The organism is Castellaniella caeni NBRC 101664 (assembly GCF_001592225.1).
In the GTDB taxonomy this organism is placed as follows: domain Bacteria; phylum Pseudomonadota; class Gammaproteobacteria; order Burkholderiales; family Burkholderiaceae_B; genus Castellaniella; species Castellaniella caeni.
Genome location: NZ_BCWN01000002.1, coordinates 56,837 through 73,374, shown reverse-complemented (window position 1 = coordinate 73,374; position 16,538 = coordinate 56,837). Strand labels below are relative to the sequence as shown.

Below are 16,538 nucleotides of genomic sequence, written 5' to 3'. Positions count from 1 at the left end.
GGGCTTGCCCTGGGGGCGTCCGGGCAGTCTCTCCAGAGAGTCATCTCGAGCCTTTGAGCCCGAATTCCGCCAGCCAGGCGTTGGAATAGGTGATGTCCTCGCTTACGTCGGGCCCCACCCAGTCGGGAAGTTCCAGCTTTCCGGGATCCTCGTTTGCCGAGAATTCCACTTCCGCGGTGATCAGGCCCTTCAGTTGGCCCTCGTCGTCGAGGATGCGCACGCGCGGCATGACTTTCGGCCCGCCGTCCCTGGTGTACAGGATTTCCTGTAGCGTGGCGTAGTCCTCCGCGGGCACCTGTGTCGTCAACAATGTGCCGAGGGAGCCCTCGCTGAAGCAGACACGAAACTCGTAGTTTCCGCCATCGGGCTTGAACGCGTAGCGCAGCGCTTCCGGCGCGAGATAAGCCTGTGCGAAATGGGTGTGGCGGACATCGTGTCCGGACAGGAAACTGGCGTCCGATACCAGGAATTTACGTTCGATTTCTTTGTGCATGATCGCTCACTGCGGGCGCCCGTGCTCCGGCCTGGGCAGGTGCCACGAACATCGTGGGGATGACGTCTGGGCCATCTTTTAATCCTCGCGTGCTGTGTCGTGATTCCGGTGCAGGTGGCGCCATTGTGCCACCTGCCGGGATGGAACTGATGAAAAAACGGGATTGCAGCCAGTTGTTTCAGGACGCAGGACGCGTCGGCCCATGTGGTCGATAGACCGTGGGGGTAGCCGATTTTTCGAAGATGCGCGCATAAAGATCCCGTCCGTATGCCGTCCTGGGCGGTTCGCCGGGGCGGATGCGGTGGCTGCGCGTACCGTCTTCGGCGCGTTCGGCCGCAAGAAACAGGATGTTGTCGTGCGCGGGGGTCGCAAAGTGCAGCGGCAGCTCGTAGAAGTGGGTCACGAATACCACCTTGACGCGCTTTTCGAGCAGGACTTCGATGATCTCGGCGGCGATGTCGGCGCCTTCGTGCTCGTTGGTGGCGGCAAATGATTCGTTGAACAGCATCATCCCGCCGGGCGTGATGTGATCCACGATGGCGTCCATGCGTACGAGCTCTTCGTCGAATTTGCCGCTTTCCATGTGAGTGTCCTCTTCGCGCTTGTAGTGCGTGAACAGGCCGCTGCAGGGGTCTGCCGCGAGGGTTTTCGCGGGTGCGTACAACCCTGCCTGCAGCAGGAGCTGCGCGACTCCCATGCTGCGCAGAAAGGTCGATTTGCCGCCCTGGTTGGCACCCGTGACGAAAATGAGATCGATGCCGCGCGCCGCCACGTCATTGCCCGAGACGGCGGCCTGCTTGGTCAGGCACAGGCAGGGGTCGTAGAGATCCTCTGCTTCGTAGGAATGCCCCGCGCTGGCGGAAGGCTCGGGGTAGCACATGGTCATGCCGTGCGCTTGCAGCGCGTCCTTGAGGTTGAGCGCTCCTTGGTAGAACGCGAGCTCGATGCGCAGCTGGCTGAAGAATGCGAGCACCTGCCGGGCCGCCTGGCCAACTGCCTGGGCGGCGACGTCCAGCGCCCGGTTGCGCACCGCTTCCAGGGCGTTGCCGCCGGCCTCGTCGCGCGGGGCGATGTCAAACGCGTGGATTTCCGGCTGGTGCATGAGCCAGTGGTTCCAGAAACCGCGCCGCTCCTGGGGCACCCTGTGCAGCACCCAGTCAAAGCTCTTGTTGCCGTCTCCCAACTGGGCGCTTGCATACGTGCCGTATTTGAAGCGCAGTTCCTCCAGGTGCCGGGCGATTTCGGCCAGGTAGGCGTCGTCCAGTTGTGTGTGCAGTGCTTCGAAAAGCTCGACGAACGCAAGCGACTGGAAACCCGCCTGCCGCTGCGCGTCGGCAATCTGGCGCAGCGCCCGCAGCCGTTCGTGGCAGCGGGTCAGAACCCCGATGCCTTCCGACAGCGTGCCGGATGCGCTGTTGTGGAACCAGAAGTGCATCTGCTTGCGCTCTTCCTCCAGCGTATCGACGGCGAGCTTGTAGAGCATATCGATCGCGGGCCGGTGCTGCTCGCAATCGCGCAGCGCTTGCTGGCGCCGGACGATTTCCTTGGCACTGGCCAGGCTTTGCAGGATGGCGGAGCGGGCCACGTCGCGCAGGAATTCGTCGCCGTCCGCCATGGCGTCGAAGAGCGTGTCAAGTTCCAGATCCTGGGTCAGGGTGTCGGCTTGCGCCGGCAGCGTGGCCTGCGGGTCGAAGTCCCGGTCTTCGTGCATGAGCAAGACTTTCATATCCGTGCCTCCAGATCTTTGCGTGTGAGATGGTGCTTGGCCGCAAGGGCGTGTGCGTATGCCTTGCCGTCCGGCGGCTGGCGCAGGACGCATTCGCCCAGGTAACGCGCGTCGTCGGTCGTGGTGGAGCTGAAGACCTCGTTCATGATGACGACGCTGTGCACATCCGAGTGCGTGATGATGGCGTGCATGCGCACCAGGTCGTCTTCGAGCTTGCCGTGCAGGTTGTGGATGTCCTCGGCCCGTTCGAAATGTGTGTAGAGGGTGTTCCACCAGAGCAGCACGGCCGAGCGTGCCGACACCGGCACCCCCAGGCGCGCCAAGTGGTGCAGTTGACCGAAGGTGCGCGCCAGCGTGGTCTTGCCGCCTTGGTTTGGCCCCGAGATCAGCAGCAGGCGCTCGGGTGGGTCGAGTCTGAAGTCGTTGCTGACGGTGCGCTTTGCGTTGGCTGCCAGGTGATGGGCCAGCACCAGGTCGCAGGCCTCGCTGGCGGCGATCGGCTCGCCGGGCTGTGCGAAGGAGGGATAGCAAAAGGGTTGGCCCGCAACCTGCAGCGGTGCGATGTAGTGCCGGTATGCCAGGAAGAAGTGAAGCTCGCGCGCCACGCGCACGACGACTTCGTCGGCATACTCCGCGTAGCGCCGCACGTAGCTGTCGATGCGTGTGAACAGTGCCGGGAAGAGCATGGCAAGTTGCGTGAGGATGCGTTCTTCCACGGCGTTGAGCCAGGGTTCTTCCGCCAGCCTCCAGCGCCCCACGGGTTTCGACGGTGCCGCTGTGGCCTGCGCCACGCGCCCGCTCTGAAACCGTTCGAACATCCGGGCGATTTCCGCGCCGTAATCGGGTTCGTCTTGGTGGCGGCTCACTTCCACGTGCAGGCTCTGGATCAGCACATCGTAGCGGACGGTTCCCAGTGCTTCGAGCAGGGCCGTCGTTTCAGCTTCTAGGGCCAGCAGCGCATCGCCGCGGATGTAGGTGTCCAGATAGTCGGCCAGGCTCCGGAAGCCGACGGACGCGGGTTGCGCGGCCCGCAGCGCCCCGGCGAACGCCCGCACGGCTTCGCAGTAGATCTTTTGCGCGTCAAGCAGCCGACGGCTGGCCTCGTGCGGGTGGTGCGCCTTGCCCATGCGCCCGCGCTGCTCGGCGGCTTGTTCAAGCCCTTGCAGAAAGGACTCCACCGCCTGCTGTATGGGCGGTTTTTCGAGATCGCGGAAGATGGCGTGCCGATGTGTGATGGTCTCGACGCGCGGTGCGGCCGTATAAAGCAGCGGCAGCAGGTCGTAGGCGTCATCGTCTCCGGCCAGCGTCTTGGCCAGCTGATCGAGATTCAGGTCGACAAAATAGGCGGGGGGCTTTTGCTCGTGCGGCCCCCCATCTGGTATGGCGGGGAAAAGCAGGCTGACATATGCCGTGCTGGTGCCGTCGTGGCCGGCGCTGGCGGTGTCTGCGGCGCGCAAGGCGGTGGCAGTGGTGATGCCGAGAGTGTGGTTCATGGCTTCTGGCTCCGTAAGCGGATCATCCAGGAGTCATTGGCTTCGTACCTGAGAAGCGGTCTTTGGCGAACCCCACCGCCGAACCTACACGTGAATCATACTGTGCCGTAGTGTGCGGGGCAACACCGATCACAGCCCTTTTTGGCCGAGGCGTGCCTCAGCCAGCACCTCATAGTACGACCCCGTCTCGCGCGGGGTGGAGGCCACCAGCACCAGCCGCCTGGCGTGCCAGACGATAGGGCATGGTGTTGGCAGCGGGCCGAGGTCGGTGGTGTCCGCCTTGCGCAGCAGGGATACGTGAGGTCGGAAGGTTTCGTCGGGCGCCGGAAAGCCGTGCCGCGCCAGCCCTTGCCAGAGCGTGCGGTGCAAGGTGTCGAGCCAGGGCAGGGTGGCCGACGGCCCGGCCCAGACGATGCGCGGCCCGCGAAAACGCCCGAACCGATCCAGCGTGACCGTGCCCCCCGGCGCCGGGCAGGTACGCACCAGTTCGGCCAGCTCGGGGATGCGCTGCGCATCGACCGAACCCAGGAAGGCCAGGGTCAGGTGCAGGGTGTCGGGGCGCATGATGCGCCCGCCGCAGGCGTCGTGCGCGTGGCGAGCCCAGGGGCCCAGGGCTGCCACGATGTCGGCATCCGGCCATAGGGCAAAGAAGAGGCGGCGCGTCTGTGGCGTGGCGAGCCGTTGTGCCGCCGGGCGTGTCGGGAGGGTGTTCATGTGCATTTCTCAAGTTGCAGTGTATTCTCGAAACCCATGCCCATGCCGACCCCCTGTCGGCGGCGATCCCCCCGGGCCGCTTATGCGGCGGCGGTGGCGGGCGTGCGATCCAGCGCCACCCAGCGTTGCACCGAGGGGCGGCTCCATTGGTGGCGCACGTATTCCACCAGGCGGGCGGGCATCGGGTCGCCCACGGCCACCATGCGGTTGAGCATCAGCGACAGATCCAGGTCGGCGATGCTCCAGTGCTCGAAGAGGTTGACGCTGCCGGCGGGCAGCAGCTGTTCGGCCGCCGCGATCAGCTTGTCGGCGGCCTGGCGCGCGGGGGCGCTGAGCGCGGGCAGGGCGTGCGCGGGCTTGGCAAAGAGATTGCCCGACGAGCGTTCTTCGCGGATGGCGCCCAGGTCGGTGCGCAGCCAGGCCTGCACCTGCCGGGCACGGGCGCGTTGCAGGCGATCCTTGGGATAGAGGGCCGTCCCCTGGAAGGTGTCGTCGATGTATTCGGCGATGGCCGACGATTCCGACAAGGCAAAGCCGTCGTGCACCAGGGTGGGCACCTTGCCGGTCATGGACAGGCCCAGGTAGTCGGGCCGGTGCTGGGCACCGTGATCCAGGTCAACCTTGATCAGCTCGACATCCACGCCTTTTTCGGCCAGGGCCACATAGGCCGACATGGCATAGGGGCTGCCAAAACCGTGATCCGTATACAGAACTGCTGTGTTCGACATGCTGGTCTCCGGAAAGGAGGTGAGGGAAGGGAAAATCAGTGCAGAATCTTTTTCAGGAAATCTTGCGCGCGTGCCGATTTGGGCGCTTCGAAGAACTCGTCCTTGGTGGTGTCTTCGACGATGCTGCCGGTATCCATGAAAATCACCCGGCTGGCGACCTTTTTGGCAAAGCCCATTTCGTGCGTGACACACACCATGGTCATGCCTTCCTGGGCCAGTTCCGTCATCACGTCCAGCACCTCATTGACCATCTCCGGGTCGAGCGCCGAGGTGGGCTCGTCAAACAGCATCACCACCGGATCCATCGACAGCGAGCGGGCGATGGCCACGCGCTGCTGCTGGCCGCCCGAGAGCTGGGCGGGGTATTTCTGTGCGTGTGCCCTCAGGCCCACGCGTTCCAGCAGCTTCATGCCCTTGTCTTCGGCTTCGGCCTTCTTGCGCTTGAGCACGCGGATCTGCGCCAGGGTAAGGTTGTCGAGGATCGACAGGTGGGGAAACAGCTCGAAGTGCTGGAACACCATGCCTACCCGCATGCACAGCTGCGAATGGCGCACCTCGGGGCAGCCGACTTTCATGCCGTCCACCAGAATCTGGCCTTGCTGGAAGGGTTCCAGGCCGTTGACCGTCTTGATGAGCGTGGACTTGCCCGAGCCCGAGGGCCCGCACACCACCACGACCTGGCCTTTCTCCACCTGGGTGGTGCAGCCGTCCAGAACTTTGAATTGACCGTACCACTTGGAGACGTTTTCGAGAGCAATCATGATGCACTCCTATCCATAATCAGTGAAGAATGACCGGGTGTCAGCGCGTCAGCGGCTGCGCCAGGCGGGTTTCGACGCGGCGCTGGCCCCAGGACAGCGCCGTGCTCAGCACCCAGTAGATGAGGGCCACGGCGATGTACAGCGGCAGCGGCTGGAACGTGGTGGCGATAACTTCCTGCGCTGAGCGCAGCAGTTCGGTGACGGTGATGACGGACACCAGCGAGGTGTCCTTGATGAGGCTGATGAGGGTGTTGCCCAGGCTGGGCACCGCCAAGCGCAGCGCCTGCGGGCAGACAACGAAGCGCAGGGTTTCCAGGTAGCTCAGACCCAGGCTGTGGGCGGCGGCCCACTGGCCGCGGTTGATGCCCATGATCGCCCCGCGCATGCTTTCAGCCAGGTAGGCGCCCGCGTTGGCGGTCAGCGCCAGAATGCCGGCGGTGGTCGGATCCAGCGAGATGCCGATGCCCGGCAGCCCGTAGTAGATCAGGAAAATCTGCACCAGCAGCGGCGTGCCGCGCATCAGGCTGACGTAGCCGCGCGCCGTGCGGTTGAGCACGGGGTTGCTGCTGATGCCCATGATGGCGACCACGATGCCGAGCATCAGGCCCAGCACCATGGACGCGAGGGCGAATTGAATGGTCAGGACGACCCCCTGAAGCAAGAGGGGTGAGGCGTGCATGATGAGATCGACGGCTTGCATGGTCGGCTCCCTAGGTAGATCGGGCGGTGAAGGGGGCGGGGTTCGGCGATGGAACCCCTGCCCGCTTCGGGAGTGGCGGAGAATGTGCGGTGGCGCGGTGGCCCGCGATCAGGGTTGCGGCGCTTCGGTCACGTCGGCGCCGAACCATTTCTTCGACAGCGTCTTCAGGGTGCCGTCGCTGCGCATCGTCTGGAAGGCGGCGTCGATGGCCTTGGCGAACGCGGGGTTGCCCTTGCGGAAAGGGATGCCCATCTTGGTCGATTCGCCCGGCAGCAGGGCGCCCTGGCGCAGCGGCAGGTTGGATTGCCGGATGAGGTAGGGCAGCAGCAGGCGGTCGTTTACCCCCGCGTCCAGGCGTCCGCCCGCCAGATCGCTGAGAAACTCGACGGCGCCGGGGTAGGTCTTGACGATGGCTCCCGGGATGGCTTTCACCATGGGCACGTAGTTGCTGCCCAGCACGACGGCCACTTTCTTGTCCTTGAAGGCGGCGGGCGAGCTGTAGTCCGTCTGGTCGTCCTTGCGCTGGATCACCTGGGCGGCGGAATAGATGTAGGGGACGCTGAAGTCCAGCGCCTTTTCGCGGTCGGGCGTGATGGACACCTGGTTGGCGATGACGTCGAACTTGCCCGCCTGCAGGCCGGCGATGATGCCGCTCCATTCGGTCGTGACGAACTGGGGCTTGGCGCCCAGCTGGTGGGCCACCGCCGTGATCACGTCCACGTCGAAGCCCGTGAGCTTGCCCGCGCTGTCGCGGTAGCCAAAGGGCGGGTAGGTGCCTTCCAGGCCCACGACCAAGGTGCCGCTGGCCTTGACCTTGTCGAGCAGATCCTGGGCCTGGACGGCGGGGGCCGTGACGCTCAGCGCGGCGGCCAGCAGCGCACCGTTCAGAATCAGTGAATGCAGTTTCATGGTTTGTCTCCGAGGGTTTTTGTGTGTGTCGTGCAAAAAGGGGGGCGTCAGGCCGGGGCGGTTTCCCGTGCGGGCAGAAACTCGCGGAAGGCCGAGACGGCATGAGAGGCATACATCAGCGACGGGCCGCCGCCCATGTAGACGTTGACGCCCAGCACTTCCAGGATTTCCTGCTCGTCCACGCCCATTTTGGCCAGCGTCTGGGTGTGAAAGCCGATGCAGTCGTCGCAGCGCGTGGCCACGGCGATGGCCAGGGCGATCAGCTCTTTGAAGCGGGCGTCGAGCGCGCCGGGGGCGAGGGCGGCCTTGCCCAGGGCGCCGAAGTGCTGCATCAGCTCGGGCTGGCTTTGCCGCAAGGGGGCCAGGTGGCTGCGCACGTCCTGGATCAGGCTGGTGTAGGTGTGTGGCTTCATGAACGGCTTCCTGCAAAAGGGGCCGGGGCGCGCCCCGGCGGTGTGGCGGCTGGGTGAGAATCAGGCCAGGCGGGCGAAGCCCGTTTTCAGATCGGCGATCAGGTCGTCGGGCGATTCCAGACCGATGTGCAGGCGCACGAGCGGGCCTTGGTAGGGCCACTGCGAGGCGTTGCGCGTGGGCATGTCCACTTGCGGCATGATCATGCTTTCGAAGCCGCCCCAGGAAAAGCCCAGATGAAAGAGTGCCAGGCTGTCGACGAAGTCGCGCAGGGCCTGCGGTGCGCAGGGCTTGAGCACCAGCCCCATCAGGCCCGAGGCGCCGGTGAAATCGCGCTTCCAGATTTCGTGGCCCGGCGCCCCCGGCAGGGCGGGGTAGAGCACCTGCTCGACTTCGGGCTGCGCGGCCAGCCACTGGGCCACTTCAAGCGCGTTGCGCTGGTGGCGTTCGAGGCGCACCGACAGCGTGCGCAGGCCGCGCAGCGCGAGATAGATGTCGTCCGGGCCGGCGTTCAGGCCGTGGGCGTAGACGTGGTTGCGCACTTCTTGCCAGGTGTCCTGGGTCGTGGTGATCGAGCCCAGCAGCGCATCCGAATGGCCGGTGATGTACTTGGTGCAGGCCTGCACCGAGACGTCCACGCCGTGCTCGAAGGGCTTGAAGTACAGCGGCGAGGCCCAGGTGTTGTCAAGCACTACACGGGCGCCGTGCCGGTGGGCGCACTCGGCGATGGCGGGGATGTCCTGCATTTCGAAGGTTTGCGAGCCCGGCGATTCGACGTAGACGACGCGTGTGTTGGGCTGGATCAGGGCTTCGATGCCAGCGCCGATCTGCGGGTCATAGAACGTGGTCGTGATGCCGTAGCGCGACAAAATGGCGGTGGCGTAGTGGCGCGTAGGGCCATAGACGCTGTCGCTCATCAGCACGTGGTCGCCCGCCTTCACGAAGGCCGACAGCGCCGCGATGCAGGCGCCCAGCCCCGATGATGCGAGCAGTGTGCGGTAGCCGCCTTCCAGGTAGGCGATCGATTCCTGCAGGGCGAACGTGGTGGGCGTGCCCTTGCGGCCGTACCACATCACGCCGGTCTCATCGTGGTCGATGGCTTCCTGGCGCGCGTCCATGTCCTGCATGTTGTCGAAGACGATGGTCGAGGCGCGGCACACCGGGGGGTTCACCGTGCCGCCGTATTCCTTGGGCGAGCGGGTGCCGTGCGACAGAAAGGTTTCGACGGCCTGGTCGGCGTGCGCCGGCGCCTTTTCCAGTGAGTGGAGCATATCGCGTGTCAGGGGGGCGTTCATGTTTGGATTTCCTGGGTGGATGATGGGAGACAGTCTAGATTTTCCAGACCGAAAAATGCTTCCATTCTTTCTATCCCTTGGCGGATCAATTAGAATGATTTTCTAAAACCAAGGGTTTGTATGGATAAATTTGATTGCCGCATCCTTGAAATCCTGCAAAATGATGCATCAGCCAGCTTGGCTGACCTGGCCGCCCGGGTGGGTCTGTCCACCACGCCTTGCTGGCGCCGCATCCAGCGCCTGAAAGAAGACGGTGTCATCCAGGCGCAGGTCGCCCTGTGCGACCCGGTCAGCCTGGGCCTGGGGCTGACGGCCTTCGTCACGGTCAAGGCGGCCCGCCACGACGACGGCTGGACGACCCGCTTTCTCGACGGCGTGGCGGGCATTCCCGAAATCCTCGAGGTCTACCGCATGGCGGGCGAGGTCGATTACCTGCTCAAGGTGGTCGTGGCCGACATCGCCGGGTACGACCGCGTATACAAGCGGCTCATCAAGGTGGCCGAGTTGGTGGACGTCAGCTCCGGCTTCGTCATGGAGGTCGTGCGCCACACCACGGCCCTGCCGCTCGAACAGATCTACAAGCCTGTCAAAGGGGGCGCCAAGGGGTAGGCCAGGCGCCGGGATGGTCGAGACACCCGCGGGCGGCCAAGCCGTGGTGGCCAGCGGGTGGGCCAGGCGGTGGGCGCGAAAGCCGTCGGCACGCGGGCCTATAATGCGGAATGCCCTGTAGAGCGATCCCCCGGCTTGCTCTGCAGCCTCTTGCGTCGGCGTCTGCGCTGTCGTCTCTCCCAGTCTGCTTCCGTGTCCGATTCTTCTCCCGACGAGCGCGATCATCCCAGCCGCCTGCTGAGACTCACCATGGCTTTGGTGGGGGTGTTTGCCTTCATCCAGGTGTATTCGGTGCAGTCCATCCTGCCGCAGCTGCAGCACGATCTGAACGCCTCCATCGTCCAGATCGGCAATTCGGTGGGGGTCACCGTCCTGGCCGTGGCGCTCATGTCGCCTTTCGTCGGCATGCTCTCCGATGCCTTCGGGCGCAAGTGGCTCATCGTCGGCTCGGTCTTCGCCCTGGCGCTGCCGACGGCCTTGATCCCGCTGGTGCAGACGGTGCATGGCCTGCTGGTGCTGCGCTTTTTGCAGGGGCTGGCCGTGCCGGGGGTGTCGGTGGTGGCCATCGCCTACATCGGCGAAGAATTTCGCGGCGCGGCCATGATCCGGGTCGTCACCCTGTATGTCACCGGCAGCGTGCTGGGCGGCTTTTCCGGGCGCTTTATCCTGGGGCATCTCACCGAATACATGCCCTGGCGCGCGGCCTTCGGGGTCATGGCGGTGCTCAATCTCGTCGGCGCCTTCGTGGTCTGGCGCGGTCTGCCCGCCTCGCGCCGCTTCGTCGCCAATGCCCGCTTCACCTCGGGTCTGGCCACCTTGCGCCTGCTGGTGTGCAACCCCTATCTGCAGGCGGCCTGCGCGTTGGGCTTCACCGTGCTGTTCGCCCTCATCGGCCTGTTCACCTTCGTCAACCTGCATCTGGCGGCGGCACCCTATCACTTCAGCCCCGGCCAGCTCGCCAATATCTTTGCCGTCTATCTGCTGGGCGTGGTCGTCACCCCGCTTGCGGGGCGCATCATCCCCCGCATCGGTGTGCGGCGCACGATCCTGTCGGCGCTGGTGCTTTCGGCCCTGGGGGTGCTGCTCACCCTGCTGCAGCCGTCCTGGGTCATCGTCATTGCCCTGGCCATTGCCGCCTGCGGGGTCTTCATCATCCAGTCGGCGGTGATGAGCTTCATCGCCTACCGCATCACCGAAGGGCGATCCCTCGCCAGCGGCCTGTATTACTCGGCGTATTACTGCGGCGGCTTCACCGGCGCCTGGGTGTGCGGCCTGGCCTACACCTGGGGCGCCTGGCCGGGCACGGTACTGGCCTTGGCGCTGGCCCAAGCCTTGGGCTGGCTGATCGCCTGGCGTTTCATCCCCGGGCCGCCAAAGGCTGGCTGAGACAGAGAAGCCAGCGCCGCGGTGGGCATTTTTCCCGCTGGGTGGGGGCCTGCCCGCAAGTCGTCTATAATCAGCCGATCAAGGGGAGTAGCTCACTTTCCGCTGCATCGTCAAGACGGCGCCTGTCACAGGCTCCCGGTGCGCGGGCAATCATCCGGTTGCGAGCAAGACCTTGCCGTACAAGGGCAAGGTGCGTCTCTCACTTTCGTGACATGGCCTGGCCCGCGTGGGTTTCAGGCCATTTTTCATGAGGGGCGTTCATGCTCGAATTTTTCCAGACTCTCAGTTGGACGGCGGTCTTCCAGATCGTGCTGATCGACATCCTGCTGGGCGGCGACAACGCGGTGGTGATCGCGCTGGCCTGCCGCAACCTGCACGACAGGCGCCGCCTGCAGGGCATTCTCTGGGGCACGGCGGGGGCGATCGTCCTGCGAGTCGTGCTCATCGCCTTTGCCATGACGCTGCTGGCCATCCCGTTTCTCAAAGTGGCGGGGGCCGTGCTGCTGCTCTGGATCGGCATCAAGCTGCTGCTGCCCGATACGGGGCATCACGACCAGGTGGCGGGCGGGGCCTCTGTGTGGGCCGCGGTCAAGACCATCGTCGTGGCTGACCTGGTCATGAGCCTGGACAACGTCATCGCCATTGCGGGGGCGGCGCAAAACGCCCATGTGGATCACCAGCTGGGCCTGGTGATCTTCGGTCTGTTGATCAGCGTGCCCATCATCGTCTGGGGCAGCACGCTGGTGCTCAAGCTCATCGACCGCTTTCCGCTGGTGGTCACGCTGGGGGCGGGGCTGCTGGGCTGGATTGCCGGTGGCATGTTGGTCACGGACGTCTACGTGACGCGTTGGCTGGGCAGCGAGGCGGGCGTGGTCAAGGTCGTGGCCGAAGTGGCGGGTGCCCTGCTGGTGATGGGCGCAGGCAAATGGCTGGCGCACCGCAAGCTGGCCGCGCTGGCGCGCCGTGTTGCGTCCGGGCCCGCAGCGCAGCCCCAAGGGCCCGCCAAATCGTAAGACACGCGCAAGACAGTGGTGGGCGGGATATCGCTTGGGCTTAAAACCTGCCTGGGCTCAAAGCACCTTGTCGTAGCCCACCATGCCGCCTTCGTCTTCCATCTGCGCCACGCGCGAGGCATCGACGGCGCCGAACTTCAGGCGCACACCGATGCCGCCGTCGCTTTCGCAAATGAAAACGGCACCCAGGTCTTCGAGCGCTTTTTGCAAGGTGTCGAGCTGGGCGCTGGTGGGTTCGTGCTGCCTGCGCTCGAATTGGGTGATGAGCTCTTTGCCGAGGCCCGAGAGATCAGCGAGGCGTTCTCGCGTCAGATCAACGAGCGCTCGGGCTGCATGGCATTGCGGTCCGGTCATCATGGATGGCTCCTGAAACGACACTGTGACACGTCCATCATAGGCTGCTTTGGCACCCGTCCCAAGCATACGCCTGGGCCTGTCATGGGTATCCATGCCGTGTGTGCCGCCAGGCAGCATTCAGATGGGCGCGTTACACTGACTTAGTCGATTTTCACACCCATTCTGAAGGAGTTGTCTCATGCTCAAGGGAAAAAAAGCAGTCGTGACGGGTTCGACCAGCGGCATCGGCCTGGCCATTGCGCAAGAACTGGCCCGTCAGGGGGCCGACCTGGTCATCAATGGCTTTGGCGACGCCCAGGCCATCGAGCGTGAACGGGCCGGGTTGGAAAAAGACTTCGGCATCAAGGCCGTCTATCTGAATGCGGATCTGATGAACGCCCAGGCGGCGCGCGACTTCATCACCCAGTCGGTTCAGGCGCTGGGTGGCATCGACATCCTGGTCAACAATGCCGGCATCCAGCACACCGACCTCATCGAAGACTTCCCCATCGACAAATGGAACGCCATCATCGCGCTCAACCTGTCGGCGGTGTTCCATTGCACGGCGGCGGCGCTGCCCACCATGAAGCAGCAGAAGTTCGGACGCATCATCAACATCGCCTCGGCACACGGCCTGGTGGCGTCGGTCAACAAATCGGCCTACGTGGCCGCCAAGCATGGGGTCGTCGGGCTGACCAAGGTCACGGCGCTCGAAAACGCTGGCACCGGGGTTACCTGCAATGCCATCTGCCCGGGCTGGGTGCGTACGCCCCTGGTCGAAAAGCAGATTCAGGCGCTGGCCGAACAGAAAAAAGTCGGCGTCGAAGACGCCGCGCGCGAACTGCTCGCCGAAAAGCAGCCCTCGCTGCAGTTCGTCACCCCGCAGCAGCTGGGCGAGGCCGCCGTGTTCATCGCCTCCGATGCGGCGGCGCAGATGACCGGCACCACCTTGTCCATCGACGGCGGCTGGACGGCGCGCTGACGCGGGGGGTTTCATGCTGATGGTACTGTCTCCGGCGAAGAAGCTGGATTACGATTCGCCGGTGCGCACCACCTTGCAGTCTCAGCCGGTTTTTCCGGCACAGACGCACGAGCTGGTGGGGGTCATGCAGACGCTGTCGGCGGCCGATCTGGCCGCGCTCATGCGCCTGTCGGACGCCCTCAGCCGCCTCAACGCCGCGCGCTACCAGGCCTGGGTCGATGCCCCCGACGCCCGCCATGCGCGCCAGGCGGCGCTGGCTTTCAATGGCGACGTCTACGAAGGCCTGCGCGCCGCCGAGCTTTCCGACGCGCAGCTGGCCTGGGCGCAGGATCGCCTGGCCATTCTCAGCGGCCTGTATGGCGTGTTGCGCCTGCTCGACCTCATCCAGCCCTACCGCCTCGAAATGGGCACGCGGCTGAAGACGGCCCGCGGTCACACCTTGTACGAATTCTGGGGCGACCAGATTGCGCGTGAGCTCGCCGCCCGGCTCGATGTCGCGGGCGGTGAGCGTGTCCTGCTCAATCTGGCCTCGCAAGAATATTTCAAGTCGGTTGATGTGTCCGCCCTGGGGGCGCGCATCGTCGAATGCGTCTTCCAAGAGGCCAAGCAGGGCCTCTGGAAAGTCGTCAGCTTTCACGCCAAGCGGGCCCGGGGGCTCATGGCACGCCACGTCATCGAGCACACGATCGACCGCGTGGCCGACCTGCAAGGCTTCGACGCCGAAGGCTATGCCTACGCGCCCGATGCTTCCACTGCCGATCGGCTGGTGTTTCGGCGCGGGTAATCCGCATCAGGGATAACCTGCGTTGCTTGTGACGAAGCCCTCTTTTACGCTGGCCATAATTATGAATTATTAATTTCCTGCTCTCCCCCAGGAGGCCCGCATGGCCGTCAGGATCGTCCAGAAGATGCTCTACCAAGAGGTGGCCGAACGTCTGCGCGGCATGATCCAGGCGGGTGAGCTGCAGGCGGGCGAATGGATCAACGAACCGCGCCTGACGGCGGTGCTGGGCATCTCGCGCACGCCGCTGCGCGAAGCGCTGAAAGTGCTGGTCACAGAAGGCCTGCTGCGGCTCGAGCCGCGTCGGGGCTGCTTCGTCAACGAACTCTCGGCCGAAGACCTCGACGACATCTTTCCGCTCATGGCCTTGCTCGAAGGGCGTTGCGCCTTCGAGGCGGCGCGCAAGATCACCGTGCTGGACATCCAGCGCCTTGACGTGCTGCACCGCGACTTGCGGCGTTTCGCCGAGCAAGGCGCGGTGGACGACTACTACGCCGCCAATGCCAAGATCCACGTGGCCATCCAGGCGCTGGCCGCCAACCGCTGGCTGTCCGACCTCATCGACAATCTGCGCCAGGTGCTCAGTCTGTCGCGTCATCGCAGTCTCACCTATCCGGGGCGGGTTCAAGAATCCTGCGCCGAGCACCTGGCCATTTTCGCGGCCTTGAAGGCGCACGATTCCGAACAGGCCGAGGCCATCACGCGCCAGCACCTGATGCGCCAGCTCGACGCGTTGCGCGCGCTGGCGCGCCAGGCCGAACATGCCCCGGCACATCAGCCGCCCGCGCCGGGCGGGGCCGCGGCAGGAGACGCACCATGAAGAGACTGAATCTGCATGTCCGGCTGATGGGGCCGATGGGCGAGCCCGAGACCAGTACCGCTGCCGGCACCACCGCCACGCCGCCCAAGGCCGATACCGCCGCTGCTGGCGCCACCGCCGCGCCGCCCGCGACCCCAGAATCCAGCCCCTCGCGCACGGCCAGTCTGCTCAAGCGCCTGGGGCGCTGGCTCGAGCGTGACCACTTGCCCGATCTGGGCGACTTGCGCTCGCTCTACGAAGCCTCGCCCACCGATCACGCCGCCAGCAAGCTGGCCCGGCAGTGGGCCGACCGCTACCAGGCCGCCGACGCCGACGAGCGCCGTTCCCTGCTGGCGGGGCTGGTGCGGGCGGGGGCCGAATGCGCCCCGGCGCACGAACTCAACAGCCGCCTGTTTCGCCGCCTGTATGCGCAAAGCGACCGCCTGGGCCTGATGGTCGAACTGCGCGCCGACATGCTGCGCTGGCGCAATCAGGTGGCAGGCCTTGCGGTGCTCGAGCAAGAACTCGCCGGGCTGCTGTCCAACTGGTTCGACGTCGGCATGCTCGAACTGCGCCACATCAACTGGGATTCCCCGGCGTCCCTGCTGGAAAAACTCATCCAGTACGAGGCCGTGCACGAAATCCGCTCGTGGGACGACATGCGCCGCCGGGTGGCGGCGGATCGCCGCTGCTACGCGTTCTTTCATCCGCGCATGACCGAAGTGCCGCTCATTTTCGTCGAAGTGGCCTTTGCCGAGCAGATGGCCGCCAATGTCCAGGCGCTCATCGATCCGGCCCGCCCGGTGGACGACATCGGCAAGGCGCGCTGGGCCATTTTCTATTCCATTTCCAATACCCAGCGTGGCTTGCGCGGCATCAGTTTCGGCAATTTTCTGCTCAGGCGGGTGATCGAAGAGCTGCTCACCGAGCTGCCCCGGCTCAAGTTCTTTGCCACGCTGTCGCCCATCCCCGGCTTTGCCGAATGGCTGGGCAAGTGCGGCGGCGCCGACATCCAGGATTGCATGGCTGACAAGGCCGCTCGCCAGGCGCTGGCGCAAGACCCCCGGGCCGGGGCGCAATGGGTCGAGCGTCTGCGCGCGGCGGCCACTGCGCAGGCCGACGAACCCGACGAGGTCGGCAAGACGGGCCTGCGCCTGGCGGCGCACTATCTGCGGCAGATGCGGGGTGGCCAGCCGCTTGATCCCGTGGCCCGCTTTCACCTGGGCAACGGCGCGCGCATCGAGCGCCTGAACTGGGCCGCCGACCGCTCCGCCAAGGGGCTGGAGCAATCCTGCGGCTTGATGGTCAATTATCAGTACGAGCTCGACCAGCTCGACGAAAACCGCGCGCGCCTGGCTGCGGGCAAGCCGCGCCTGTCCCGGGGGGTGCAATGGCTGTAGCT

At 65.1% G+C, this 16,538-nt stretch carries 18 protein-coding genes; 7 read left to right on the top strand and 11 right to left on the bottom strand.

From position 1 onward, the window contains the following. Positions 1-40: 40 nt before the first annotated feature. The 10 genes from CCA01S_RS01495 to metC form a co-directional block, all read right to left on the bottom strand. Positions 41-493, bottom strand: a complete 453-nt coding sequence (locus CCA01S_RS01495) for a CYTH domain-containing protein (RefSeq protein ID WP_066453068.1) — start codon at positions 491-493, stop codon at positions 41-43. Between the two features lie 178 nt (positions 494-671). Next, the gene (locus tag CCA01S_RS01490; protein ID WP_066453063.1) at positions 672-2,219 is read right to left on the bottom strand and encodes a MutS-related protein; all 1,548 of its coding nucleotides are present in this window, start codon (positions 2,217-2,219) and stop codon (positions 672-674) included. Beyond that, positions 2,216-3,712, bottom strand: a complete 1,497-nt coding sequence (locus CCA01S_RS01485; RefSeq protein WP_066453061.1) for a MutS-related protein — start codon at positions 3,710-3,712, stop codon at positions 2,216-2,218. The genes CCA01S_RS01490 and CCA01S_RS01485 overlap by 4 nt, the downstream gene beginning before the upstream one ends. Positions 3,713-3,841: 129 nt before the next feature. Then, the gene (gene thpR / locus CCA01S_RS01480) at positions 3,842-4,426 is read right to left on the bottom strand and encodes an RNA 2',3'-cyclic phosphodiesterase (protein ID WP_066453060.1); all 585 of its coding nucleotides are present in this window, start codon (positions 4,424-4,426) and stop codon (positions 3,842-3,844) included. Between the two features lie 80 nt (positions 4,427-4,506). After that, complete coding sequence (yfcF, locus tag CCA01S_RS01475) at positions 4,507-5,154, bottom strand: glutathione transferase (protein WP_066453058.1); 648 nt, start codon at positions 5,152-5,154, stop codon at positions 4,507-4,509. Between the two features lie 35 nt (positions 5,155-5,189). Beyond that, positions 5,190-5,915 carry an amino acid ABC transporter ATP-binding protein gene (locus CCA01S_RS01470; protein ID WP_066453053.1) on the bottom strand — a complete coding sequence of 242 codons (726 nt, stop codon included), beginning with the start codon at positions 5,913-5,915 and terminating at the stop codon, positions 5,190-5,192. 40 nt (positions 5,916-5,955) lie between these two features. Beyond that, positions 5,956-6,615 (bottom strand): amino acid ABC transporter permease, encoded by a 660-nt coding sequence (locus tag CCA01S_RS01465; RefSeq protein ID WP_066453052.1) that lies wholly within the window; start codon positions 6,613-6,615, stop codon positions 5,956-5,958. 108 nt (positions 6,616-6,723) lie between these two features. After that, complete coding sequence (locus CCA01S_RS01460; RefSeq protein WP_066453051.1) at positions 6,724-7,524, bottom strand: transporter substrate-binding domain-containing protein; 801 nt, start codon at positions 7,522-7,524, stop codon at positions 6,724-6,726. Positions 7,525-7,571: 47 nt separating this feature from the next. Beyond that, on the bottom strand, positions 7,572-7,937 hold the full coding sequence (locus CCA01S_RS01455) for a carboxymuconolactone decarboxylase family protein (protein WP_066453049.1): 366 nt from the start codon (positions 7,935-7,937) through the stop codon (positions 7,572-7,574). A gap of 60 nt (positions 7,938-7,997) precedes the next feature. Next, a complete protein-coding gene (gene metC, locus CCA01S_RS01450) occupies positions 7,998-9,206 on the bottom strand; it encodes a cystathionine beta-lyase (protein WP_066453470.1) in 1,209 nt (402 codons plus the stop codon). 144 nt (positions 9,207-9,350) lie between these two features. On the opposite strand from metC, the gene CCA01S_RS01445 reads away from it, so the two are divergent. The 3 genes from CCA01S_RS01445 (at position 9,351) to CCA01S_RS01435 (ending at position 12,238) form a co-directional block, all read left to right on the top strand. Further along, on the top strand, positions 9,351-9,839 hold the full coding sequence (locus CCA01S_RS01445) for an Lrp/AsnC family transcriptional regulator (protein ID WP_066453047.1): 489 nt from the start codon (positions 9,351-9,353) through the stop codon (positions 9,837-9,839). A gap of 192 nt (positions 9,840-10,031) precedes the next feature. Further along, positions 10,032-11,225 (top strand): MFS transporter, encoded by a 1,194-nt coding sequence (locus tag CCA01S_RS01440; RefSeq protein ID WP_232304932.1) that lies wholly within the window; start codon positions 10,032-10,034, stop codon positions 11,223-11,225. Positions 11,226-11,485: 260 nt separating this feature from the next. Beyond that, positions 11,486-12,238 carry a TerC family protein gene (locus CCA01S_RS01435; RefSeq protein WP_066453044.1) on the top strand — a complete coding sequence of 251 codons (753 nt, stop codon included), beginning with the start codon at positions 11,486-11,488 and terminating at the stop codon, positions 12,236-12,238. Between the two features lie 57 nt (positions 12,239-12,295). On the opposite strand, the gene CCA01S_RS01430 is transcribed toward CCA01S_RS01435, so the two are convergent. Then, a complete protein-coding gene (locus CCA01S_RS01430; RefSeq protein ID WP_066453042.1) occupies positions 12,296-12,595 on the bottom strand; it encodes a helix-turn-helix domain-containing protein in 300 nt (99 codons plus the stop codon). Positions 12,596-12,773: 178 nt separating this feature from the next. Here CCA01S_RS01430 and CCA01S_RS01425 point away from each other — a divergent pair, with 178 nt between their 5' ends. The 4 genes from CCA01S_RS01425 to CCA01S_RS01410 all read left to right on the top strand — a co-directional run bounded on the left by CCA01S_RS01425 (position 12,774) and on the right by CCA01S_RS01410 (position 16,536). After that, on the top strand, positions 12,774-13,556 hold the full coding sequence (locus tag CCA01S_RS01425; RefSeq protein WP_066453041.1) for a 3-hydroxybutyrate dehydrogenase: 783 nt from the start codon (positions 12,774-12,776) through the stop codon (positions 13,554-13,556). A 13-nt stretch (positions 13,557-13,569) separates the two neighbouring features. Further along, positions 13,570-14,340 (top strand): peroxide stress protein YaaA, encoded by a 771-nt coding sequence (gene yaaA, locus CCA01S_RS01420; protein ID WP_066453040.1) that lies wholly within the window; start codon positions 13,570-13,572, stop codon positions 14,338-14,340. 100 nt (positions 14,341-14,440) lie between these two features. Continuing rightward, positions 14,441-15,157: a GntR family transcriptional regulator gene (locus CCA01S_RS01415; RefSeq protein ID WP_084386308.1), complete on the top strand. Its 717-nt coding sequence runs from the start codon at positions 14,441-14,443 to the stop codon at positions 15,155-15,157. A 35-nt stretch (positions 15,158-15,192) separates the two neighbouring features. Beyond that, complete coding sequence (locus CCA01S_RS01410; protein ID WP_373278621.1) at positions 15,193-16,536, top strand: malonyl-CoA decarboxylase domain-containing protein; 1,344 nt, start codon at positions 15,193-15,195, stop codon at positions 16,534-16,536. Positions 16,537-16,538: the final 2 nt, after the last annotated feature.